The sequence below is a fragment of the Halomonas qaidamensis genome (assembly GCF_025917315.1).
Classification (GTDB): Bacteria; Pseudomonadota; Gammaproteobacteria; order Pseudomonadales; family Halomonadaceae; genus Vreelandella; species Vreelandella qaidamensis.
Genome location: NZ_CP080627.1, coordinates 1727986 through 1749186, shown reverse-complemented (window position 1 = coordinate 1749186; position 21201 = coordinate 1727986). Strand labels below are relative to the sequence as shown.

At 51.3% G+C, this 21201-nt stretch carries 20 protein-coding genes, 1 tRNA gene and 2 pseudogenes; 13 read left to right on the top strand and 10 right to left on the bottom strand.

Annotated elements, in window-relative coordinates; genetic code table 11:
- The first annotated feature begins 19 nt into the window (after positions 1-19).
- From K1Y77_RS08135 to radC, 6 genes are all read left to right on the top strand, one after another.
- Positions 20-358: a hypothetical protein gene (locus tag K1Y77_RS08135; protein ID WP_264431269.1), complete on the top strand. Its 339-nt coding sequence runs from the start codon at positions 20-22 to the stop codon at positions 356-358.
- Positions 359-455: 97 nt separating this feature from the next.
- Positions 456-1424: a DUF932 domain-containing protein gene (locus tag K1Y77_RS08130; RefSeq protein WP_083004107.1), complete on the top strand. Its 969-nt coding sequence runs from the start codon at positions 456-458 to the stop codon at positions 1422-1424.
- 122 nt (positions 1425-1546) lie between these two features.
- Entirely contained in the window at positions 1547-1717 is a 171-nt protein-coding gene (locus K1Y77_RS08125) for a hypothetical protein (protein WP_156886210.1), read from the top strand.
- A 22-nt stretch (positions 1718-1739) separates the two neighbouring features.
- Positions 1740-2489 carry an ERF family protein gene (locus K1Y77_RS08120; protein ID WP_264431267.1) on the top strand — a complete coding sequence of 250 codons (750 nt, stop codon included), beginning with the start codon at positions 1740-1742 and terminating at the stop codon, positions 2487-2489.
- Positions 2490-2526: 37 nt separating this feature from the next.
- The gene (locus tag K1Y77_RS08115) at positions 2527-3138 is read left to right on the top strand and encodes a lambda exonuclease family protein (RefSeq protein ID WP_264431265.1); all 612 of its coding nucleotides are present in this window, start codon (positions 2527-2529) and stop codon (positions 3136-3138) included.
- Positions 3139-3227: 89 nt separating this feature from the next.
- Positions 3228-3725, top strand: a complete 498-nt coding sequence (radC, locus tag K1Y77_RS08110; protein WP_264431263.1) for a RadC family protein — start codon at positions 3228-3230, stop codon at positions 3723-3725.
- Between the two features lie 182 nt (positions 3726-3907).
- On the opposite strand, the gene K1Y77_RS08105 is transcribed toward radC, so the two are convergent.
- The gene (locus tag K1Y77_RS08105) at positions 3908-4075 is read right to left on the bottom strand and encodes a hypothetical protein (RefSeq protein ID WP_264431261.1); all 168 of its coding nucleotides are present in this window, start codon (positions 4073-4075) and stop codon (positions 3908-3910) included.
- A 374-nt stretch (positions 4076-4449) separates the two neighbouring features.
- Positions 4450-4791, bottom strand: a complete 342-nt coding sequence (locus tag K1Y77_RS08100; RefSeq protein WP_083004087.1) for a TraR/DksA family transcriptional regulator — start codon at positions 4789-4791, stop codon at positions 4450-4452.
- A 66-nt stretch (positions 4792-4857) separates the two neighbouring features.
- Between K1Y77_RS08100 and K1Y77_RS08095 the strand changes: the two genes are divergently transcribed.
- Positions 4858-6054 (top strand): MFS transporter, encoded by a 1197-nt coding sequence (locus K1Y77_RS08095; RefSeq protein ID WP_264431257.1) that lies wholly within the window; start codon positions 4858-4860, stop codon positions 6052-6054.
- A 33-nt stretch (positions 6055-6087) separates the two neighbouring features.
- Here the strand turns inward: K1Y77_RS08095 and K1Y77_RS08090 are convergent.
- Positions 6088-6474 (bottom strand): annotated as a pseudogene (locus K1Y77_RS08090) (universal stress protein); the annotation flags it as partial.
- Position 6475: 1 nt separating this feature from the next.
- Between K1Y77_RS08090 and K1Y77_RS08085 the strand changes: the two are divergent.
- The 4 genes and pseudogenes from K1Y77_RS08085 to K1Y77_RS08070 form a co-directional block, all read left to right on the top strand.
- Positions 6476-6652: pseudogene (locus K1Y77_RS08085) on the top strand (S-ribosylhomocysteine lyase); the annotation flags it as partial.
- Positions 6653-7004: 352 nt separating this feature from the next.
- On the top strand, positions 7005-7238 hold the full coding sequence (locus K1Y77_RS08080) for a hypothetical protein (protein WP_264431256.1): 234 nt from the start codon (positions 7005-7007) through the stop codon (positions 7236-7238).
- A gap of 45 nt (positions 7239-7283) precedes the next feature.
- Positions 7284-8897, top strand: a complete 1614-nt coding sequence (locus K1Y77_RS08075) for a peptide chain release factor 3 (protein WP_264431255.1) — start codon at positions 7284-7286, stop codon at positions 8895-8897.
- Positions 8898-8954: 57 nt separating this feature from the next.
- On the top strand, positions 8955-11060 hold the full coding sequence (locus K1Y77_RS08070) for a HelD family protein (protein WP_264431253.1): 2106 nt from the start codon (positions 8955-8957) through the stop codon (positions 11058-11060).
- Positions 11061-11076: 16 nt separating this feature from the next.
- On the opposite strand, the gene K1Y77_RS08065 is transcribed toward K1Y77_RS08070, so the two are convergent.
- From K1Y77_RS08065 to K1Y77_RS08045, 5 genes are all read right to left on the bottom strand, one after another.
- Positions 11077-11538 (bottom strand): hypothetical protein, encoded by a 462-nt coding sequence (locus K1Y77_RS08065; protein ID WP_264431251.1) that lies wholly within the window; start codon positions 11536-11538, stop codon positions 11077-11079.
- A 111-nt stretch (positions 11539-11649) separates the two neighbouring features.
- Positions 11650-12507: a universal stress protein gene (locus K1Y77_RS08060; protein ID WP_264431250.1), complete on the bottom strand. Its 858-nt coding sequence runs from the start codon at positions 12505-12507 to the stop codon at positions 11650-11652.
- An 18-nt stretch (positions 12508-12525) separates the two neighbouring features.
- On the bottom strand, positions 12526-14016 hold the full coding sequence (locus K1Y77_RS08055) for a SulP family inorganic anion transporter (RefSeq protein WP_071693681.1): 1491 nt from the start codon (positions 14014-14016) through the stop codon (positions 12526-12528).
- 961 nt (positions 14017-14977) lie between these two features.
- Positions 14978-15068 (bottom strand) — tRNA-Ser (locus tag K1Y77_RS08050).
- 58 nt (positions 15069-15126) lie between these two features.
- A complete protein-coding gene (locus K1Y77_RS08045; RefSeq protein WP_264431246.1) occupies positions 15127-16833 on the bottom strand; it encodes a potassium/proton antiporter in 1707 nt (568 codons plus the stop codon).
- 147 nt (positions 16834-16980) lie between these two features.
- Here K1Y77_RS08045 and K1Y77_RS08040 point away from each other — a divergent pair, with 147 nt between their 5' ends.
- Together K1Y77_RS08040 and K1Y77_RS08035 are read left to right on the top strand one after the other, a co-directional pair.
- Positions 16981-18159 (top strand): ABC transporter substrate-binding protein, encoded by a 1179-nt coding sequence (locus K1Y77_RS08040; protein ID WP_264431245.1) that lies wholly within the window; start codon positions 16981-16983, stop codon positions 18157-18159.
- A gap of 23 nt (positions 18160-18182) precedes the next feature.
- Positions 18183-19568: a 3'-5' exonuclease family protein gene (locus K1Y77_RS08035; protein ID WP_264431243.1), complete on the top strand. Its 1386-nt coding sequence runs from the start codon at positions 18183-18185 to the stop codon at positions 19566-19568.
- Positions 19569-19583: 15 nt separating this feature from the next.
- On the opposite strand, the gene K1Y77_RS08030 is transcribed toward K1Y77_RS08035, so the two are convergent.
- Positions 19584-20390 carry an alpha/beta fold hydrolase gene (locus K1Y77_RS08030; RefSeq protein ID WP_030073078.1) on the bottom strand — a complete coding sequence of 269 codons (807 nt, stop codon included), beginning with the start codon at positions 20388-20390 and terminating at the stop codon, positions 19584-19586.
- Positions 20391-20445: 55 nt separating this feature from the next.
- Positions 20446-21114: a 7-cyano-7-deazaguanine/7-aminomethyl-7-deazaguanine transporter gene (locus K1Y77_RS08025; protein WP_030073079.1), complete on the bottom strand. Its 669-nt coding sequence runs from the start codon at positions 21112-21114 to the stop codon at positions 20446-20448.
- Between the last annotated feature and the right edge of the window lie 87 nt (positions 21115-21201).

The following is a 21201-nucleotide window of genomic DNA, read 5'->3' as shown; positions in this document are numbered from 1 at the left end:
CTGCATAGGAGCGCTGTTTATGCCCCAATCCTGCACACGCTGTGCGTCACCGCGCACATTGAACCTTGAGGCTGCCCAACGCGTTGGCGTGGTGGGTAGCACCCTGTTAGGCGGTGCCATCGGTGCCTGGCGTGCGACGGCCATGACCGGCCCACTTGCGGTTGCTGTCACTCGCTTTCCCCTTGCAAAGCTGCCTGCTGCATTGATGGGCGCGGTTGCCGGTGGCCAAACCGGCTCCCGTATCGCCCACTCGCTGCTTAAACAGTGGCTGCCCTTGGGTAACGGCACCCCATGGCTATGCCTGTCGTGCGGTCAAGCGTTTCGCTATCCCTATCCTCCCTTAGCGTCTGCCCACTAACCCCAGCTTTTACCTTCGCCTATGGGCGGCTCCCTTACTTAACCACTTATTTGCGCTGGCGATTCGTCAGCGTTTTTTTATATCTGGAGAATGACTCATGGCACATCTAGTTGAACAAATGGCTTACGTTGGCGATACCCCTTGGCATGGCCTGGGGCAGCAGCTTTCACGTCATCAACCGTTGGAAATCTGGCAGCAACAGGCCGGTATGAATTGGCATATTGAAGAAGCGCCAGTGCGGTTTATTGCCGAGGGTGCCAGCCACTTGGGTAGCATCCACTCGTTCCCAGAACAGAAGGTGCTCTATCGCTCGGATACCAAGGCTCCCCTTTCCGTAGTATCTCAGCGTTATAAGGTGGTGCAGCCTGAGGAGATTCTGGAGTTTTACCGCGACCTAACGGAATACGCCGGTTATGAGCTGGAGACAGCGGGCGTGCTTAAAGGTGGGCGTAAATTCTGGGCGTTGGCCCGTAGCGGCTTAAGCACCTCGCTGAAAGGCCAGGATGAGGTGAACGACTACTTGCTGTTGGCGACGTCGTGCGATGGCACCCTAGCCACTATGGCGACCCCCACCACGGTGCGGGTAGTGTGCAATAACACGCTACAAATTGTCGTGGATGGTACGTCGCAGGCGGTGAAGGTGCCCCACCGTTCGGAGTTCGACCCCCGTGCAGTGAAACGCCAACTGGGTATTTCTGTTTCTCAGTGGAACGACTTCATGTATCGCATGAAGGCGTTAGCGGAACGCAAGGTCGACCACGGCGAGGCACAGCAGTATTTTCAGTCGGTACTCTGCGGTATTGATAAGGCGATAGACGATCCTTCCAAACTGCCCAACTATCGGGCGCTTAACAAGGTACAGAAGCTCTACCACGGCGAAGGCCGCGGTTCTCATCTCGACACTGCCAAAGATACTGCGTGGGGCTTGCTCAATGCTATTACCGAGTACGTGGATCACGACAAGCGTGCGCGTAGTAACGATACTCGATTGGATTCAGCGTGGTTTGGTCAAGGGGCTCAGTTAAAGCAGGAGGCATTGCAAACGGCCCTTGCCCTGGTGAGCTGACATGCTGTTTCTCATCATCTTACTACTAATTCTTTTGGTTTTTATCTTACCCCTTATTGGATAGCGCGATCAGCCCAGCCATCTACACGGCTGGGCTTTTTGCATTTTACGTGGAGCACACCATGGCCAATCTTAGCCTTGATTTAGATATCGCATTAACCCAACTAACGGAACGACTGCTTACCCAAGACCAAACCTATGCCAAGACCTACGTCATGGCAAAGGGGCAGCTCTATCGCACCGAGCTGCGCTTATGCCCCGTTTCACCTAGTGAGCTTCCTGCCGATCTTTAATCCTTATTGAAGGTACTTCGTCATGGCAACTAAAACTAATGTGGTAAATCACGACTTATCTGCACCCTCTTTACAAGCTGTTCCTACGGTGCCTGCCCCTCACCTTGCAGAAAGCACGGCCATCATTCAGGTCATCGAGCGTGCGGCGCTTAACCCAGACGTTGATATCGACAAGATGGAACGCTTATTACAGATGCAGGAGCGGGTGATGGATCGCCAGGCCATGATGGCCTATAGCGCGGCCATGGCGGCCATGCAGACCGAGTTACCCAGCATCGAAGAACATGGCCAAGGCAATAACGGTAAGTACGCCACGCTGGAAGATATCGTCGATACCGTGCGACCCATTATGCAGAAGCACGGCTTTGCAGTGAGCTTCCGGATTCAGACGCAAGAACGTGGCATTCAGGTCACCGGTGTGTTGATGCACAAGGACGGTCACCGTGAAGAGACCAGCATGCTACTGCCTGCGGACATGAGCGGTAACAAAAACGCGGTACAGGCTTTTGGCTCGTCTACTAGCTATGGCAAACGTTACGTGCTGAGTGCCCTGCTAAACATCACCACGCGAGGCCAGGACGATAACGGCAACACCTGCACTAGAGTAAAGCTAGTAACACCCTTTCAGGCGGGACAGATTCAGCGGCTGATTAGCCAATGCCCCGCCACGACCCAGGAGTGGTTCAGCGGCAAATACGGTTCCGCCGTTCAGGTGCCTCAGACGGACTTTGACAAGCTGCGGGCATCCCTCACCAAGCGAGCGGTTAAGTAAAACGGCGTACAACCCTACCTGAGTAAAGGAGGCATCCATGCAGGTACTCAACATGGAGCAAGGCTCCCCTGAATGGCTTGCGGCGCGCTTAGGGCGCGTCACCATGTCGGAGCTAAAAACGTTGCTGGTCAACGGCAAAGGCCCTGGTGGATTCGGCACCGGGGCCTTTTCGTATATGCATCAGCTGATTGGCGAGCGGATTACCGGCGAACTGGACGAGCCGTTTCAGGGCAATGCGCATACCCGACGGGGCCACGAGCTAGAAAGTGTAGCAAGAGAGCTCTACCGCGACACCACTGGTGAACCGGAGCCACAGGAAGTGGGCATTATCCTCAATCACGAGGTGGGCTACTCACCTGACAGTTTGGTGGGTGATAACGGCTTGCTGGAAATCAAAACCAAATTGCCTAAGTACCAGATAGAAGTGCTACTGAGCGGGGAGATTCCCGCCGAGCATGTTGCACAATGCCAAGGAGGGCTGTGGGTTAGCGAGCGGGAGTGGATCGACTTTGTGAGCTATTGGCCTGGCATGCCGCTGTTTATTAAGCGTGCCTACCGTGACGACATCATGATCCGCACGATTGCCGAGCGCGTCGAGGCATTCCACGAAGAAATGGAGCGGCGCATGAGTCAAGTGATGGCAGCGTGATCTGCCCCCTGACCCAAAACACCCACTCACTATCAACGACATAGACGCCGGGGCCACCACCCCGGCATTTTTATTTTTTGGAGGTAACCATGACTCATTCCAAACTTAAAGCCGGTGAAGTGGCGGGCACCTACTTAGTCACTTCACTGGTTACCGAAACCGACATCATTACCATGGCCAAGCACTTCGCACGGCGTAAACTCGCTAAAGGCCGTAAGATATCCCAGCCTTCGCAAGCGTTTGAGCATCTGCAGCTACTGCTGCAGGACTATGAGCATGAGGTGTTCAGCGTGCTGTTCCTCGACAGCCAACACCGCGTGATACGCTTTGAAGAATTGTTTCGAGGCACCATCGACGCGGCCAGCGTGTACCCACGGGAAGTGCTGAAAGCGGCACTAGCCTGCAACGCAGCTGCTGTTATCCTCGTTCACAACCACCCCAGCGGCGATCCTGAGCCTAGCAATGCAGATCGGCGCATTACCGAGCGACTCAAAGAGGCCCTGGGGCTAATGGATATTCGAGTGATTGATCACGTAGTAGTGGGGAGTGATGGTTGTAGGTCGTTCGCCGAAATGGGGTATTTGTAGAGCCCCAGATTCATATAACGGAGCTGCCGGAAAGGCAGCTCCATCCGTCAAACTGGCTTTATTTTTTCGTTACTTCAGCAAACCGCCAAGAGCGGATGTTAAAGAGTTTTCAGATTAATGATGTTCACAACATCTATTCCACGCCCCTTCCCTAAAACGCGGAGCGTGGCGGGCTGGGAATGTCAGTTTCCGTCCTTGAATTTTGCTTTGCAATTGCCGCTCATGCACATGGTACAGTAGTGCTCTCTATCCTCGTGCTGGGTACCCTCAGCGATGATAATGCCGCAGCCGTTGCAGAACAGGGTGGCAATCCCGTCTTCGAATTTCACAATTGCATGTTCGTAGTCCATAAAGTTCTCCGCGAAGACCCCATCCTGCAAGAACGGGTAGTAATAGCTTGTCAGCAAAAGCCGACCTTTATCTGATATTTCCTTCGATGGCGCTATCAGGCGTCAGTTCAATTTCCTCTCGACCATCAGGTTGATACAGATAATAACAACACACCTAAACAGCACAGGCTAAGCAATTCTCTCCCTGGCACCAGATGCATTCAGTGCCATGATTCTCGGATATGCAACTCTGCATCACCAAAGTTAGCTTGGCCGCTATCGGCCAAGAGCAGTTTTTTAAAGTATTCTAATATAATTCTCTTTCAGCGCTTTTTTAAAATTCAGTTAATAATTGGAGGGCTGCAAAGCGTTCGAGAGGAGCCTGCATACCCTAGCTAATCGGCACACTCAATACACTTCAGTACTAGCGGATCCCAAGTGAGGCGTTTGGCTCCGATCCATTCGCCGCACTCGATACACTCACCGAAGCTCTCACTCTCAATGCGTTGCAGGGCAGCGGCAATCTGCTTTAGCTTTAACTGGCGGCGCTGCTCGCCTGCTTTGGCCATCGCTTGCCCCTGCATTGCATCCATACGCGACAGCCGACCTACCGATGTTTGATCCAACATTACAGTATCGCGTGAGTCTTCACTGCTTGCGCTCTCCTCACGAAGCGTGGTGTCGAGTGTCATCAGCTTCTCACGGATAACGGCTATATCCACCTCGGGGTGATTCATCTGCGTCTCCAGTTAGCCTACAATCGTTACCCTACTAATTTGTTTGATCGCGTAAGGGACTATTCGATGGGCTATCGCACCCTGCTGCGCGATCACCGCAGCGTACTCAGTATCGCTTTTTTGGCCATGTTTAGCTCAAGCCTTGGGCAGAGTTATTTCATTGGCCTCTTTCAAGCCCCTCTTTCAGACCACCTTGGGCTTAGTGTCAGCCAGTTTGGCACCGCTTATGCTGTGGTTACTCTGATAGCGGGCTTCTGCATGCTGCGCTTTGGGCCATCTGTTGATTGGATAAACCCACGACGTTTCGCAGCAATCATATTATTACTGCTATTAACCGGCGTTGTGCTGCTTACCTTATCGCCCTGGTGGTGGTTAGGGATAGTCGGCCTTGGCATAGTACGGCTATGCGGTCAGGGTATGTTGACCCATTTGGGTAACACGCTCGCCGCCCGAGAGTTTTCCACCATGCGTGGCCGCGCCATTGGGTTGGCAAACTTAGGCATTCCACTGGGTGAAGCGCTGCTACCACCGTTGGTTGCTGCGGCGCTTATCTGGAGCAGTTGGCAAACTTTTTGGTGGATAATGTGCGGGACTATTGCACTGCCATGGCTGTGGCTGCTAATGAAAGCCCCCTGGCCCAGCGCGCCGGGCGTTAAACCCACGAAACTAACACCCCACGGCCCTCGCCCCTTTCGAGATAAACGCTTCTGGTTGTTATTGCCCCTGTTAATGTCACTGCCTATCACCATGACGGGGCTATTTATTTATCAAGCCCAATTAACCGAAGCCCTCGACAGCTCGCTGGCGGTTTATGCACTGGCGCTGACCGGCATGGGTTTCGCCAAACTGCCGGGTGCGTTACTAGGCGGTCGATGGATCGATAAATTGGGGCCCGTGAAGCTAGCGCGCCTTTACTTGTTACCCTACGCCATCGCCATGGTGATGGCGTTAACCATCGGTGGGAACATCAGCATTTGGGCACTAATGGTAGGCGGCGGGTTGGCCATGGGCGCTCAGGAGCTTATCGCCTCTGGTCTGTTGATCAAGCTATGGGGCGCTGAGCATCTTGGCAAGGTACGCTCAGCACTTAGCGCATCCATGGTGTTCTCCACCGGCATAGCGCCTGCGGTACTAGGGTTAGCACTTGGAGTGGGTGTACCCTTTTACTCGCTTTTAATAGGTATGCTGGTGTTCATCGTTGTCGGATGGCTACTGGCACAGCGCGTACTGCGGGAAGCAGCCAACTGCACGGCGGAGCAGTAAGTAGAAAGCAATGAAAGCAATGAAAGCAAGTGTTCAGCGCAAAGTTAATACCGGCAGTTGGGTGTTACGCTGCATCGAGGTCGTAGTACTACTCACTAGAAGGTGGCGAATGCGCGAGTGGCCATAGGCGCCCATTACCAGCATATCGATATTATAGGTACGCAGCTTCTCTGCCACTTCGCCCGCGCCTTCGCAGTGCACGTAACGTTTCCAACGCCCAGGTAAGCTGCGAGCGGTGTTCAGCTGTTTCTGCGCCCACAATGACGGCATGACAAGTAGTGCCTTCAAACAAGGGACTTTTAGCTAGCATTTCCCCCCCTTTACGGACCGGTTACTACCGTCAAACGCGATCATCATGTTGTGCGGTGCCGTAAACTGTTTCGGTACCATGAGTAATGGTTGATTTATCTCTCGTACCATAGAGGAAGTACTGAAGATACTCGACCAAACGCTGGAAGACGTTTTAACGGCTACCGAAGTACCCGCTTGCAACGAAATGCAGTGCGGCTGGGCCGCCAGTCATAGCCTGAAAGGCGCTCAAGCTCTTGCCAGCGATCTGCTTGAAAAACGTGATGAATGGACACAAGTCTTTGCTTAAAACGATTCTATCCTGAACTTAAGTTCATCTAGCTCACTGACCATCAACTTAGGGTATGAACCAAGCGCTTGACGAATTCACACCATCGCGCTTGGCCTACTCTAGTGGTAACAACATCCTACGGAACACAAAAACTTACTAGCGGTCAATCGTGGTAAGATTATGCTTCAACCTACCCCAGATACCTTTACTTAAGGTCGCTGGTAACTGCATGAGGAAACTCAATGACACGGTTACACAACGGCTTCTGCCCTACCCCGCCCTAGCGCTATTCCCTCCAGACAACGCTATGCAATCGTTGCGTTTCGGAACGCAATGACTTTGCCAAAACCGACCTGTGAGTGGAATGACCATGCAAGTACAAGATGCTTTTATCCCCAACATTGATGAATTAACTAAATCCAGCGAGTGGACTAGTGTTCACAGCTATTTACCCACGAATGCCAAAACACCCTTACTGGTGGTTTATCGCGATATTCATGGGGCTGGTGTGACATCGGCTATTTTAGAGCGCGGGCGATTTCTTAGCGTTACTAATCGCGCATTGGTTCGTGGCGTTCAGGCTTGGCGTTACATGGATGAATGATTCAATCCACGTTTACTCTTCGCCAAACCACATCACGAGGTCAATATGGAAAACGCCGCTCTTGCAGCTCAGTTCCCCATTGAACAAGAAGTAAAACGTCGTCGTACCTTCGCCATCATTTCGCACCCTGATGCGGGCAAAACCACCTTAACCGAAAAGCTATTGATGTACGGTGGCGCAATCCGTACAGCGGGTACCGTAAAAGCCAAAAAGAGCCAGCAGTTTGCCACCTCCGACTGGATGGAAGTGGAGAAGCAGCGGGGTATTTCAGTAGCAAGCTCTGTCATGCAGTTTGAGCACGAAGGGTGTGTAATTAATCTGCTCGATACGCCAGGCCACAAGGATTTTTCCGAAGATACATACCGCGTGCTAACCGCTGTAGATGCCGCATTAATGGTCATTGACGCGGCTAAAGGGGTAGAAGCACAAACCATAAAATTATTAGAAGTTTGTCGTCAGCGTAAAACCCCGATTATCACCTTTATCAATAAAATGGATCGTGAAGTTCGTGAACCATTAGACGTCATTGATGAAATTGAGCAAATTCTAGGTATCACCTGTGCCCCCATTACTTGGCCTGTAGGCATGGGAAAAGAATTTGCAGGTGTCTTCGACTTGCGTCGCCACCACATGCTTAAATTCACCCCAGGCGATAACACTGCTCATCAGGCAGTGGAAGTGCTAGAAAGCGTGGATGATCCTTACCTCACCAAGAATTTTCCAATTGCCCACGCCACTTTCAAAGAGGAGTTGGAAATTGTTCAAGAAGCAGCTGATCCTTTTAACCAGGAAGCTTTTCTAGCAGGTGACTTATCGCCGGTATTTTTCGGTTCAGCGATTAACAACTTCGGCGTGCGCGATATTCTAGAGGCGCTTACCCAGTGGGCACCTTCTCCACGTCCTAGAGAAGCGAAAGAAACAACCGTCTATCCTGATGGGAAACAATTTTCAGGTATCGTGTTTAAGATTCAAGCCAATATGAATCCGCAACATCGCGACCGAATTGCGTTCTTACGTATATGCTCCGGCGTCTATCGGCAGGGATTAAAAGTTAACCACGCGCGAAGTGCCAAGCCTATTCGACTCGACCACGCTATTACCTTTATGGCTCAAGAACGCGCACACCTTACCACCGCCTATGCAGGTGACATTATTGGCATCCCCAACCACGGCAAGCTGCGTATTGGCGATGTGCTAAGTGAAGGCGAGCTATTGGCCATGGCAGGCATCCCTCACTTTTCACCTGAAATTTTCAAAACGGCGCGTCTAAACGATCCACTCCGTTCAAAGCAGTTAAACAAAGCGCTTAAAGAGCTAGGTGAAGAAGGCACTATCCAGGTATTCGAACCGCTAGAAAAGACCGGGATGATTATGGGCGCTGTTGGGCAGCTACAGTTTGAAACCGTCGCTCATCGCTTACTTACGGAATACAACATAGACGCTACCTTTGAAAGCGTGCCAGTGCATAAAGCGCTCTGGGTATCGAGTGAGGATATACACCAGCTAAAGCGATTTACCCAAACTAGCTCTGTACGATTAGCCTACGACGCAGCGGGCGCCCTGGCCTTTATGCCCCCTACTCGCGCAGCACTGGACATTACTATTGAAAGATGGCCAGAGCTTACGTTTCACACTACCCGCGAAATAAATGCTTTTTGAATTAAGTCTTTCTTTACAAGACGTTAAGAAGTAAATACTCCCCATTTAACAGGCACTATGGATACCAAAACCAACATCTCTCAACGCGACGCTGAACACCGACAGTTAATGCACACCCTTGAACGCATTGATCTAAACATAGAAGACATTAACCAACGTCTAGCGGCTTATGCAGAGGACATACAGGCCCAGAAAGAGTATTTATGGACAAGCCGGGATGAGATGGATCACATCGAGAAAATCTCCGCTCGCGAGTCAATTGAGCAAGCGGTGATGACTGGCGACAATGCCTTGGCACGCCGCCATAAACTCGAAAAGCTCAGGCACTCACCCTATTTTGGTCGCTTCGATTTTGCCCAGCGGGGCGCCTCTGAAGCGACTCCCGCCCCCATTTATATCGGCATCCACCACTTTTACGACGATCTGGCCGGTCAAAGCCGTATACATGATTGGCGTGCGCCCATTGCATCACTTTTTTACGATTACGAAACAGGCCCCGCCAGCTATCATAGCCCGAGAGGCGAGATTAGCGGCCACATTACTCTTAAGCGACAGTTCAGAATAAAGAAAGCCAGCATTGAACTGATGATCGATAGCGATGTTCACGTGGTCGATGATGTACTCCAGGACACGCTGAGCCAAGCGTCTGACGACACGATGAAGAACATCGTTGCCACCATTCAGCGTGATCAAAATGCGATTATCCGTAACGACGAAGCCCACACTCTGATTATTCAAGGCGTGGCGGGCTCTGGAAAGACCTCGATTGCGCTGCACCGGATTGCTTTTCTGCTTTATCGATTTAAAGACACCCTCACCTCAGAAGATATCTTAATTATCTCGCCCAACCAGGTCTTTTCCGACTACATCGCCAACGTGCTGCCCGAGCTAGGCGAAGAGACCGTAAATCAAGTGGGTATGGAAACACTGGCTGACGAGTTGCTCGACAGCCAGTACCGGTTTGAAACATTTTTTGAACAAACCACGGCGCTACTGGAAAAGAACGACGAGGCTATGAAGGCGCGCCTGCATTTCAAAGCCTCACCCGAGTTTCTTAAAGAGCTTGATCGTTACGCGGCCGACGTAGAAGCGAAACGCTTTAAGGCTAAGGATATTTGGATTGCTCGGCGATTAGTGCCTGGCTGGCTACTGGAAGAAGTGTTTAAAAAGCATCGCAACCTACCTACCAATGAGCGCCTAAAACAGGTGAGCTGGGAAATAGAGCAGAAAATTGGCAATCAATATAATTATGATTTAGCGCCTGACGAGCGCAAGACACTCAAAGCCACTATTAAGGGCATGCTGCAGCAGAAAACCCTGCGCGAAACCTACAAGGCGTTTTACACCTGGCTGGGTAACCCCGAACTGTTCAAGACAGCTTCCAGGGGGCGGCTTGAGTACGCCGACGTATTCCCGCTGATCTATTTAAAGATGCGCTTGGAGGGAGTCCATTCACGGTGGCGGAATGCCAAGCATCTATTAATCGATGAAATGCAGGACTATACCCCCGTACAGTACGCGGTTATCGGCCAGCTGTTTCGTTGCAAAAAAACCGTGCTAGGCGATAGCTACCAATCGGTTAACCCTTATAGCGCCTCGAAAGCCGAGCAGATACGCCAAGTGCTGCGTCAATCCATGTACGTGACACTCAACAAAAGCTACCGCTCCAGTATTGAAATAACTCGCTTCGCCCAGCATATCGCCTATAACCCCGATTTAGAGCCGATTGAGCGTCATGGCAAATCGCCTGCTATTCACCGCTGCGCCTCACGCAAGCAGTCGCACACAGCCATTCAGCAGCTAGCCCAAGAGTTTGCAGCCTCAACACATAATACCTTGGGTATTGTGTGCAAAACCCAAAAGCAGGCCAGCCTTGTTTTTAAAGCGTTAGAAGGACAATTCGATAAGATACAGTTGCTCACTGAACAAAGCACCGCGTTTGGACAGGGCATTATTATCTGTACCGCCCATATGGCGAAGGGCTTGGAATTTGACCGTGTTATTGTGCCCGAGGTAACGGCCACCCATTACGCAACGGATATGGAGCGCAACTTACTCTACGTGGCCTGTACACGGGCAATGCATCAGCTTGACCTTACTTACCACGATCAGCCCTCGCCGTTTATCGAAGAGCTAGAAAGCCATCAATTTCAAGCGGCCTAATACCCAGACGGCTAGATTAGGACGTTGAGTTGAATAATGCCCATACGCTCTCTTCATCGGAAGCATAAAGGTGTAAGTGTTGCAGATGTTTCGAGTGTTGCAGTTGATCACTCAATGCGAAGACAGCTTCCCGTACTGCCTCTTCAACGCCTTGAACATGGGGGTTGGCGCCGGGTAGAGGAATAGAGAGCGTAGTAAGCTCTTCTCGCTCTGACACAATAATAATTTTACGGTAGCACTTGGCCCATAAAGCCAGCGTTTTAGTATCACCATCACTACTTTGGGGTGGTGCAAATTTAATCATCGTTGGCCCTTCCTGAAAAGGTTGCGAGACCATCCAAGCTTCACCAATCACTCCGCTGCCCAAGGCTTTTATATGCTCTTGGGTAGCAGGTTTTGCATACGCATTTTCTAGCAATAAAGGTACGTCCGTCTGGTGAACCGATATCTCCGTTTTATTGAGCTGCCAAGTCTTCATTAGCCTCTCCTTAGAACAAAAAAGCCGGCTCACTCAAGAAGCGAGGGCCGGCTGCGGGTAACAAGTCGCAATGCGAGCTAAATATTTATGCGCTGTTGCTCTTACCAAAACTCAGCGCAAAATCAGCACCGGTATGCGGCTACCACGTAGCATGGCCGTGGTTGTACTACCTACCAGTAAGTGGCGAATACGGGAATGCCCGTAGGCGCCCATCACCAGCAGGTCAATGATGTGCTCTTTTTCGTAGGCTTGTAGCGCTTCGTCTACCTCGCCAGCACGAATAGCGCCTTCGGCTTGGTGGCCCGCTTCACGCAACGTGCTTAACGCCCATTCAAGCTCAGAGCGGCGTTCAGCCGTTTCTGCACCGATGATCAGCACATGGCACTCGGTGCCTACGAAGAGCGGTGAACGGGCCAGCATCTCGACGCCTTTACGGGCTGTTTTACTGCCGTCAAAGGCCATCAATATTTTTTCAGGCCGCTTGAAGGTTTTCGGCACCATCAGGATCGGGCGGTGCATCTCACGCACTACCCGCTCAAGGTTAGAGCCAAGATGGCCACTGGCCTGGTGAGCGGTTTCACCGCGCTTACCCACCACCAGCAATCGCACGTCTTTTTCAAGCTCTACTAACGTTTCAACTAGGGTACCGTTGAGCTGGCGAGTGATGGGGTCGCTGACCCCATCCTTTATCGCCCGTTCTTTGGCCGCCTCCAGCATTAGCTTGCCCTGCTCGCGATTCACCTTGGCGCGCTGCTCATCAAGGTCGGAAAGCTCTTTCATTAACCGTTCGCGGGCACCGAATCGCAGGTTGCCGGAAAGATTCTGCTCTTCGGGTATTTCAGAATGGTTGTCGACCACATGCACAAAGGTTAACGGTGCATCCATGGCCAAGCTTGCCCAGGCGGCGTAATCGCAGACGCCTTCTGCATACTGGGAGCCGTCAATCGCGGCTAATACTTGATCAGTCATATCGCTCTCCTTCATTGGTTAGTGGCCGCCCATCAGTTTTTCAACTGCTTCGGGGTCGTTATGAACCGCATAGCGATCCACCACGGTCGCGCTGGCTTCGCTCAAACCGATCATTTCCACCTCGGTACCTTCACGGCGGAATTTAATCACCACGCGATCCAGCGCCTGTACGGCAGTAATGTCCCAGAAGTGCGCGCGGGAAAGGTTGATGGTGACTTTATCGATACTCTCTTTGAAGTCGAACGCACCTATAAAGCGCTCGGATGAGGCAAAAAAAACCTGACCGACGACTTCATATTCACGCTCTTTACCCGGTTCGATTTCTTTAGAGCCGATATACATAATGTTGCCGACTTTGTTAGCAAAGAACATCGCCGCCAATAGCACACCAACAAAGACGCCTATTGCCAAGTTGTGAGTACCTACGGTCACGATAACCGTCGCCACCATGACGAAATTGGTACTCATGGGGTGCTTTTTCAGGTCGCGAATCGATTCCCAGCTAAACGTGCCGATCGCCACCATGATCATTACCGCAACCAATGCCGCCATGGGAATCTGAGATACCCAATCCGCCAAGAACACCACCATCAGTAGTAGTGATATACCGGCAATCAAGGTAGAGGTACGACGACGACCGCCCGATTTAATGTTGATCACTGACTGGCCTATCATGGCGCACCCCGCCATACCACCAATGAGGCCTGAACCAATATTGGCAATGCCCTGACCTTTACACTCACGGTTCTTATCGCTTTTGGTATCAGTGAGATCATCGATGATCGTTGCGGTCATCATCGACTCCAGCAGACCCACCACAGTCAGCATCAGCGCTGTTGGCAGAATGATCATCAACGTTTCGAGGTTCAGCGGCACATCAGGCCACAAGAACATCGGTAGGCTATCGGGCAGTTCACCCATATCACCAACGCTGCGAATTTCCATGCCGGTCATCATGTACACGACGGTGAGAACGACAATACATACCAGTGGCGAAGGAATGGCTTTACCTATCACCGGTACATAGGGGAAGCCATAAATGATGGCTAAGCCAGCCAGGGTCATGGCATAAACGTGCCAGGTAACGTCAGTTAACTCGGGCAACTGAGCCATAAAAATCAGGATGGCCAGCGCGTTAACGAAGCCAGTCACCACCGAGCGCGACACAAAGCGCATCAGCTCAGCAAGCTTTAGATAACCTGCAATAATTTGCAGCACACCAGTTAAAATTGTAGTGGCTAGCAGGTATTCCAACCCGTGTTCTTTCACCAGGGTAATCATCAAAAGTGCCATGGCGCCGGTTGCTGCCGACACCATGCCAGAGCGACCGCCGGTAAAGGCGATAATCACACAGATAGCGAACGAGGCGTACAGGCCGACCTTGGGGTCAACACCGGCAATAATTGAGAACGCAATGGCTTCAGGTATTAGCGCTAGCGCAACGACAATCCCCGCAAGGGTGTCGCCCTTGAGGTTAGAGAGCCAAGATTGTTTAAACTTTTCGTACATGCGAGGGGTCCATGATTGTGGGATAACGATAAGCCAAAAACGGGCTAACAGCGCAGCCAACAATAGGAAGCACCGCCAACACATTGGCACGCTGGGGTAATCAGCTTGTAGTTTTTAAATAGTGAAAAGCTAGCGTTAGGTACGGCTACGTTCATGTACCAGAAAATCAGGTACTGCAGGCTTAAGTACCAGAAAGCGATGACAGCACAGTGGAAGCGCTATCAGCACCTCAGGGGGGGGCTTGGAGCTAGGGTGGAGTCATCAACCCTAAAAAATGATGTGTAAATACAGTCATTGGCAGAGATTCTTTTACAGCTGGGAAAAAGAAAGAGTAGTGCAAAAACGGGCTATATCTTAGCAGCAAACCTGCTGCATTGCACCTAGCGTCTAGTGCTACCCTTCGGGTTTCATAACTTCGACATATCAATCCACTACTTTAGGCAGGGTGATCTTACCCCCGCATCTGGCGTACCATTACGCCGTTTAAGACGACATTTATCGCCTGAGTCAATCATACAGATTCGCCTATTCAAACATCCTAGCTGAAGGGTGAATCGCCCCGGGTTTTTTAGACACTACCTGGTCTTATACTTGGGGTTTGAGAGGGTAGCCTGAATGGTCGACTTTAGTTCTTGGATAGATTAAGTGGTGTTACATTAGCTTTAATCAATTGACCGCTTTGGGTCGTTACCAGCCAGTGGCTACCATTCAAAACTCTTCAGAGGACATTATCTGAAAGAAGAGAGGCTGTCACCTCGCCCTCACGAGCGTGCATCAGTGAAGCTTTTGAGGGAGTTGAGCCATGGAGGTGAGTATCAAAAAACGACTTACGAAGAGAGAGCGTCCAGAGAGGTTTGTTTCTATTCAGTGAAAGCCAAAACCAAAGTATGGGCTGAGGTATGGGCTGACTAAATTACAGACACAAAAAAGCCGCTGAAATCAGCGGCTTATTCGTAATACTTGGCGGAGGGACAGGGATTCGAACCCTGGATAGGCTATTAACCTATGCCGGTTTTCAAGACCGGTGCATTCAACCGCTCTGCCATCCCTCCGGCTTATGGGTGCGTATAATAACAGCTTTCCCTTGGAAGTCAACGCCTTTACGGTTAATTAGTAGAGCCTTAAGCCGACACGGGTAATGTTCCCGCCTTCCATTTCACTTACCACCCAGTGAATGCCATGCCAGTCGACATCGTCACCAACCACAGGGTGACCGCCGACACGTAGCGAGATAAATTCTGCAAGCGTCATGTCTTGCTCGCCTGGGCTTAAGGTTAAACCATAGGCTTGGGCAATATCTTGCATTTTCGCCTCGCCATCTAAAGTGAAGGTGCCGAAGAAGGCTCGCTCTTGTTTGAGCTTTGCATCTCCATTGAATAAGCGATTAAGCGCGACGAGATCTTCAGTACGGCCAATAACGCAAATGACGTCATTTAACTTCAGTCGCGTGCTTCCTTTCGGGTGGAGCATAACGTGGTTGCGAAATAGTGCCGAAATCAACGCGCCTGAGGGGAAACGCAGTAGCCGAATGGGAACGTCTTCTAAGTCTTCATTTTCGACCACATAGACAAACATCTCAAAATCGTTATCTGGCAGTATGCCAAGAGGACCTCGGCGATTTGGCGTCGTGCCTATAGGCACTTCTACTTTTAACCACCGCGCCATAAAGGTTAGCGAGCCGCCCTGGATAAGCAGCGACATAAGTACCACCGCGAACGCCACGTTAAAGTACAACGACGCATTCTCTACCCCGCCGATTAAGGGGAAGATAGCCAGCACGATAGGCACCGCACCGCGCAAGCCAACCCAGGCAATAAAGAAAGTCTCTCGCCAGCGGAATTTGAAAAACGGCTTAATGGTGATCAATACCGCCAGCGGCCGTGCAACAAAAATCAGAGCTAGCGCGACTAGCCCTGCTGGCAAGGCCACTTCCCAGAGCTGGCTTGGCGTAACGAGTAAGCCCAACACCAGGAATAAACCAATCTGGCTCAACCAGGCCAATCCATCGTGTACCGGAAGAATAAAGTTAAGGTGCCGCCCAGGCTGATTACCAATCATCAACCCTGCTAAATAAATTGCCAGGAAGCCGCTGCCACCAAGCACACTGGTTAATCCAAATACGCTAAACCCAAGCGCCAGCGCTAGCATGGCATAAAGACCGGGGGCTAGATCTAACCAACGCAGCAGCTTAGCGCTTATCCAGCCACCGCCAATACCAACCACTAAACCAATACCAAACTGGGAAATGAAGAACAGCAGTGTTTCAGCAATGCCACCAATATCACCAACCAACAGTTCGACCAACATCAGCGTAAGGAAAATAGCCATCGGGTCGTTGGTACCCGATTCAATTTCGAGCGTGGCCCCTACCCGCTCGTTAAGGTTGACCCCACGGCCACTCAACATTGAGAACACGGCTGCAGCATCGGTAGAACCGACAATCGCACCAACAAGTAACCCTTGCGCTAAAGAGAGATCAAACACCCACATAGCAATAACACCAACAATAGCGCTGGTGATAAAGACGCCAAAGGTGGCTAATGAGAGTGCTGGCCTAAAGCCGACGCGAAAGGTTTTTAATCGGGTACGAAGGCCGCCATCTAGCAAAATCATGGCAAGCGCCAGATGACCAATCGTGAACGCCATGGAGTAATCGTCAAACTCGACTCCTAGCAGGCCCTCTTCCCCCGCTAGCATGCCAAGCCCTAGGAAAATCAGTAGTAGCGGAACACCCATCATGGAGGAAAGGCGACTCGCAAGAATACTGAGCGCCATCAAGGAACCGCCTACTAAGAAGAACGTGTAAATTGCGTCCATGTCTCTCCATCTCACCATCAATGCCGTTCTATTATTGCATGCCACCGTAAAATTTACTGAGCTTGTTAGGCTTGTCGCTTACGGGGGCTAGCCAGATCCTTCACCTCAACGCTAAACTCCGCCGTCATACCATGGGGAGTTAAGGTTATGTTGAACGCTTTTTGGCGTGTCCGTTCACTAGTATTTATTACATTGAGCTTCTTTTTATTATTTTCAATTTCAGCCACTTACGCAAACACAGAAAACGAGTCGGTTAATAACAGTGAACCATTAACGCTTGATGGCGAAATATCTCTGCCCCCTGAGCTGTGGACACACTCTGACAATGAAACAGCAGCGGAAATGGGCGAACAAGGAGAACAACAGGAAGAGGCGCCCAGTATGGCTCTTGCACCACCTCCGCCATTGGACCCACCGCCCTTAAAGCAGCTCCTTTTAATGCTAGATTGGTATGTTAGCCCGCAACACGCTGCCTTAATTGTGGCAAAGCAGCGCGGTTTGTTTGCTGCCCAAGGTCTCGAGCTTGAATTATTAACGCCTGCAGACCCCTCCATTGCGATCAAGCTATTGACTGCGGGAGAGGTCGATCTGGCGTTAACGCGCCAGCCGTTGTTGCATTTACACGCTCACGATGGCGCTGCTATTACCCGCATAGGAACGCTGATTGAGACACCGCTAAATGCTGTCATCGTGGCGGGAGATGTCCCAACAAACGAAACTACCGACCAACTTGCAGGCTTGCACTATGGCTTTTCTACCCGCGAAGGGCGTGATGTGCTAGTGGATCAACTGGTGCCTACCTCACTTCGCCAAATCGACGATTTTAACCCGCCTGAAAGTGTCCATTTCGATGCTGCCAGTGCCCTACGCGAAGGGCGCGTTAATGCCATTGCCGATGGCTTTTATCTCACGCTGCCACAACAACTGGCGTCAGAGGGCATTGTCACCCACACCGTGCGTTATCACGATATTGATGTGCCACGTCATGACGGCTTGATACTGCTGGCAAATAGCGACACAGTCACAAGACGAGCAGCCACTTGGTCAAGGGTACTTATTGCCCTGGAAGAAGCCAGCAATTGGATTATTGAAAACCCAGAAGCCGCGTGGTCACTGCTAATTAGCAGCCACCCTGTACTGGATAATGCAATTAACGAAGCCGCCTGGGACGATCTAATGCGACGTATAGCCATTAGTCCGGCAGCACTTGATGCCCGGCGTTATGCAGCTTTCGAGCGCTATCTTCAACAGTCAGGTATTACCGAAACGGCACTGCCGATATCACGACTGGCCGTTAACCCCCATGCGTTGATCGATATACGCTGACGAAAGCACAATGCATATGCACAATGAGAAATATGCCGCTGATTTTTATTGATATCGAGACAACAGGCACTCGTGCGACGAGGGATCGAATAACCGAAATTGCGGCCTTCAAGGTAGTGAACGGTCACATAACGGATCGCTGGGTCAGCCTGATTAATCCTGGCACTAGCGTGCCCTCTCACATCTGCCAACTCACCGGCATTTATGATGACATGCTAATTGATGCACCCTCGTTTTATACCATTGCTCCCAGCTTGCGCGAATGGCTTGGTGAAGATTGCTTGGTAGCCCACAATGCGCGATTTGACGCCAGCTTTTTGCGCAACGAATTCAAACGTGTCGGTATCAACTACCAGCCGCAGCTGCGCTGCACACTGCGCATTTCCCGCCGTTTAATGCCTGAACTGCCTAAGCACAATCTCCGAAGCTTATTGGCTCACTTCAATATTCATCAAGCCCGCCAGCACCGAGCAGAGGATGATGCCACTGCCCTTTGGCAGCTGTGGAAAGTCTGGCAGCAGCAATTTGACGCTGCCAGTTGGCAAGCCGCCCTTGCTGATGAACAACGCCACCGCAGCCTACCCGCCCACTTAGCCAGCGAACAGCTAACTGGGCTGCCTGCCTCGCCTGGGGTTTATTTGTTTTATGGCCACAACCGCCTTCCGCTGTACGTTGGCAAAAGCATTAATTTACGCAGCCGAGTTCTTGGCCATTTCCAACGCGACCACCAAGACGACAAAGAAATGCGCCTTGTCCAGCAAATACAGCATATTGAATGGGAGGAAACCCCTGGCGACTTAAGCGCCCAGCTAAGAGAAGCTGAACTGGTTAAAGAGCTGATGCCGATTATGAATCGCCAACTGCGCCGTCAGGGGCATTTAAAAACATGGTACTGGCCAACTGACCAACCTTGCCCAACGCTGGTCAGCGGCAAGGCGATCAGCCAGCCTCAGTCGGGAAAGCTGTTTGGGCTGTTTCGCAGCGCCAAAGAAGCTAAAGCTGCGCTACGCAGTATTGCCGAAACACATCAGCTTTGCCCGCAAGTGCTAGGAATAGATAAAGGAACAGGACGGTGTTTTGCTAACCAGTTAGGCAAATGTAGAGGCGCCTGCTGTGGACAGGAGCCCCTTGAAAGCCACTCACAGCGCGCCCAAGAAGCACTAGCATCTTTTCAAGTCAACACATGGCCTTGGCCAGGCCGCATTATTATTCGCGAGAAAAGCCGTAAAAACGGCCCAACCAGCCATCATGTAATCGACCACTGGTGCTATTTAGGCAGCGCCACAACCAAACAGCGTGCCCTTGGGCTAAAAGGCGTCGCTGCCAAATTTGATGTAGATACCTATCGCATTCTAAACCGCTTTTTACGTGAACCAGAGCGACACAACCTGACAATATCGCCGCTCTAACTTTGCCTGCCCCCGCTACGAGTGGGCAGCAATAAACGTATCAACGGCTTGCTGAAACGCCTCTGGCTGATCAGCGTGAAGCCAATGCCCAGCGTTTTTAAGTGCCACTACTCTTGCGCGGGGCAGTACTTCGCGCAGCGCTGGCAACATATCATCAGCCACGTAGTGCGAATCAGCGCCTTTAAGTACCAGTGTCGGCCCTTCAAAAGCGCGGTCACCATCAGGTTTGCCAATAATCGCTTCATAACCACGTTGAATTTCATCTAACCCAACCCGCACCTCCATCTCACCTTGCTCATTGCGCACTAAATTGGTGGCAAGAAACAGTCGAGTTGGACGGGAGTCGACATGCTCAGCCAACAAGGCGTCAGCTTCACGGCGATTAGTGGGCTTACCCGCTTTTACCCGTTCGAGTGCAGCAAATACATCGTCGTGGCCATGCTGATAAGCTACCGGGGCGATATCTGCCACCATCAGTGACGCACAGCGTTCAGGGTTCATACGCGCCAGCGTAATAGCCACCTTCCCGCCCATGGAGTGACCCAGTACATGCGCGCGTTCGATCCCAAGCTTATCGAGCGCCGCCAACACATCTTGGCTCATAGCGGTATAGCTCATACCTTCTGCATGAGGTGAACGGCCGTGGTTACGAAGATCCACAGCAATGACCCGCCTACTGCGCTGCCAAACCTTTAAATGCGAACGCCAGTTATCGGCACTACCCAATAAACCGTGGATCACCACAATAGGTAGTTGATCGTCGCTACCTGATTCGTCGGGCAAATCGATAATATAAAGATCAACACGGGCATCATCAGTCATGCAGGCTCCTCAGTCGTTACGCTTGATTTTTATGCTTGGTCGCTCAACCTAGCCATTATGCGGTCCGGGGCGATGCGTCAGTTTGCCCTGTCCACACCACTAGTCGACGCGTTAACCACGCGAGCAACAAGCCATATAATGGCAGGAAGAACAAGAGACTAATGCCGAGCTTAATGGCGTAGTCAACCACTGCTATTTCTACCCAATGTTCCGCCATAAAAGGGTCTGGACTGTTGTAAAACGCGGTAGAAAAGAAAGCAAACGTATCCGCTAGGTTGCCTAGCACGGTAGAACACACGGGAGCTACCCACCACGCCCACTGACGCAGCCGATCAAACACTTGAACATCGAGTAACTGGCCTAGCACGTAAGCAAGGAAGCTAGCTAACGCAATACGGGCAACAAATAAGTTCCACTCACCTAAGGCTTCGATACCGGCAAAACTTCCCCGCGGAAAAATTACCGAAACAACGTAGGAAATCACCAGCGCTGGAAACATAACGCGCAATATAATGGAGCGAGCAGGCCCTTTACCGAACAAACGAACCGTTAAGTCAGTTGCCAGGAAAATAAAGGGGAAACTGAACGCGCCCCAAGTGGTATGAAAACCAAACAAGGTAAATGGCAACTGAACCAGATAATTACTGGCGGCAATTATACCAATATGAAATGCAACCATTACCAGGAGGCAACGGCGGTGCTGGGTGTCGGTTAATGCAAACATGCAGGTTGGCCTTTTTTTGCAAGTCCGAGGGGTTAGGGAACCCTCATTTAAGCGCGGTTAACGCCACTGGGGCGCGCATTATACGCC

Bases quoted from the DNA above. Each gene is read 5' to 3' on its own strand.
- radC (WP_264431263.1), top strand. From the start codon at position 3,228: ATGACTCATTCCAAACTTAAAGCCGGTGAAGTGGCGGGCACCTACTTA.
- K1Y77_RS08060 (WP_264431250.1), bottom strand. From the start codon at position 12,507: ATGACTGATCAAGTATTAGCCGCGATTGACGGCTCCCAGTATGCAGAA.
- K1Y77_RS08030 (WP_030073078.1), bottom strand. From the start codon at position 20,390: ATGACTGATGATGCCCGTGTTGATCTTTATATTATCGATTTGCCCGAC.
- K1Y77_RS08070 (WP_264431253.1), top strand. From the start codon at position 8,955: ATGGATACCAAAACCAACATCTCTCAACGCGACGCTGAACACCGACAG.
- K1Y77_RS08130 (WP_083004107.1), top strand. From the start codon at position 456: ATGGCACATCTAGTTGAACAAATGGCTTACGTTGGCGATACCCCTTGG.
- K1Y77_RS08095 (WP_264431257.1), top strand. From the start codon at position 4,858: ATGGGCTATCGCACCCTGCTGCGCGATCACCGCAGCGTACTCAGTATC.
- K1Y77_RS08035 (WP_264431243.1), top strand. From the start codon at position 18,183: ATGAGAAATATGCCGCTGATTTTTATTGATATCGAGACAACAGGCACT.
- K1Y77_RS08045 (WP_264431246.1), bottom strand. From the start codon at position 16,833: ATGGACGCAATTTACACGTTCTTCTTAGTAGGCGGTTCCTTGATGGCG.
- K1Y77_RS08040 (WP_264431245.1), top strand. From the start codon at position 16,981: ATGTTGAACGCTTTTTGGCGTGTCCGTTCACTAGTATTTATTACATTG.
- K1Y77_RS08080 (WP_264431256.1), top strand. From the start codon at position 7,005: ATGCAAGTACAAGATGCTTTTATCCCCAACATTGATGAATTAACTAAA.
- K1Y77_RS08105 (WP_264431261.1), bottom strand. From the start codon at position 4,075: ATGGACTACGAACATGCAATTGTGAAATTCGAAGACGGGATTGCCACC.
- K1Y77_RS08065 (WP_264431251.1), bottom strand. From the start codon at position 11,538: ATGAAGACTTGGCAGCTCAATAAAACGGAGATATCGGTTCACCAGACG.
- K1Y77_RS08055 (WP_071693681.1), bottom strand. From the start codon at position 14,016: ATGTACGAAAAGTTTAAACAATCTTGGCTCTCTAACCTCAAGGGCGAC.
- K1Y77_RS08100 (WP_083004087.1), bottom strand. From the start codon at position 4,791: ATGAATCACCCCGAGGTGGATATAGCCGTTATCCGTGAGAAGCTGATG.
- K1Y77_RS08135 (WP_264431269.1), top strand. From the start codon at position 20: ATGCCCCAATCCTGCACACGCTGTGCGTCACCGCGCACATTGAACCTT.
- K1Y77_RS08025 (WP_030073079.1), bottom strand. From the start codon at position 21,114: ATGTTTGCATTAACCGACACCCAGCACCGCCGTTGCCTCCTGGTAATG.
- K1Y77_RS08115 (WP_264431265.1), top strand. From the start codon at position 2,527: ATGCAGGTACTCAACATGGAGCAAGGCTCCCCTGAATGGCTTGCGGCG.
- K1Y77_RS08075 (WP_264431255.1), top strand. From the start codon at position 7,284: ATGGAAAACGCCGCTCTTGCAGCTCAGTTCCCCATTGAACAAGAAGTA.
- K1Y77_RS08125 (WP_156886210.1), top strand. From the start codon at position 1,547: ATGGCCAATCTTAGCCTTGATTTAGATATCGCATTAACCCAACTAACG.
- K1Y77_RS08120 (WP_264431267.1), top strand. From the start codon at position 1,740: ATGGCAACTAAAACTAATGTGGTAAATCACGACTTATCTGCACCCTCT.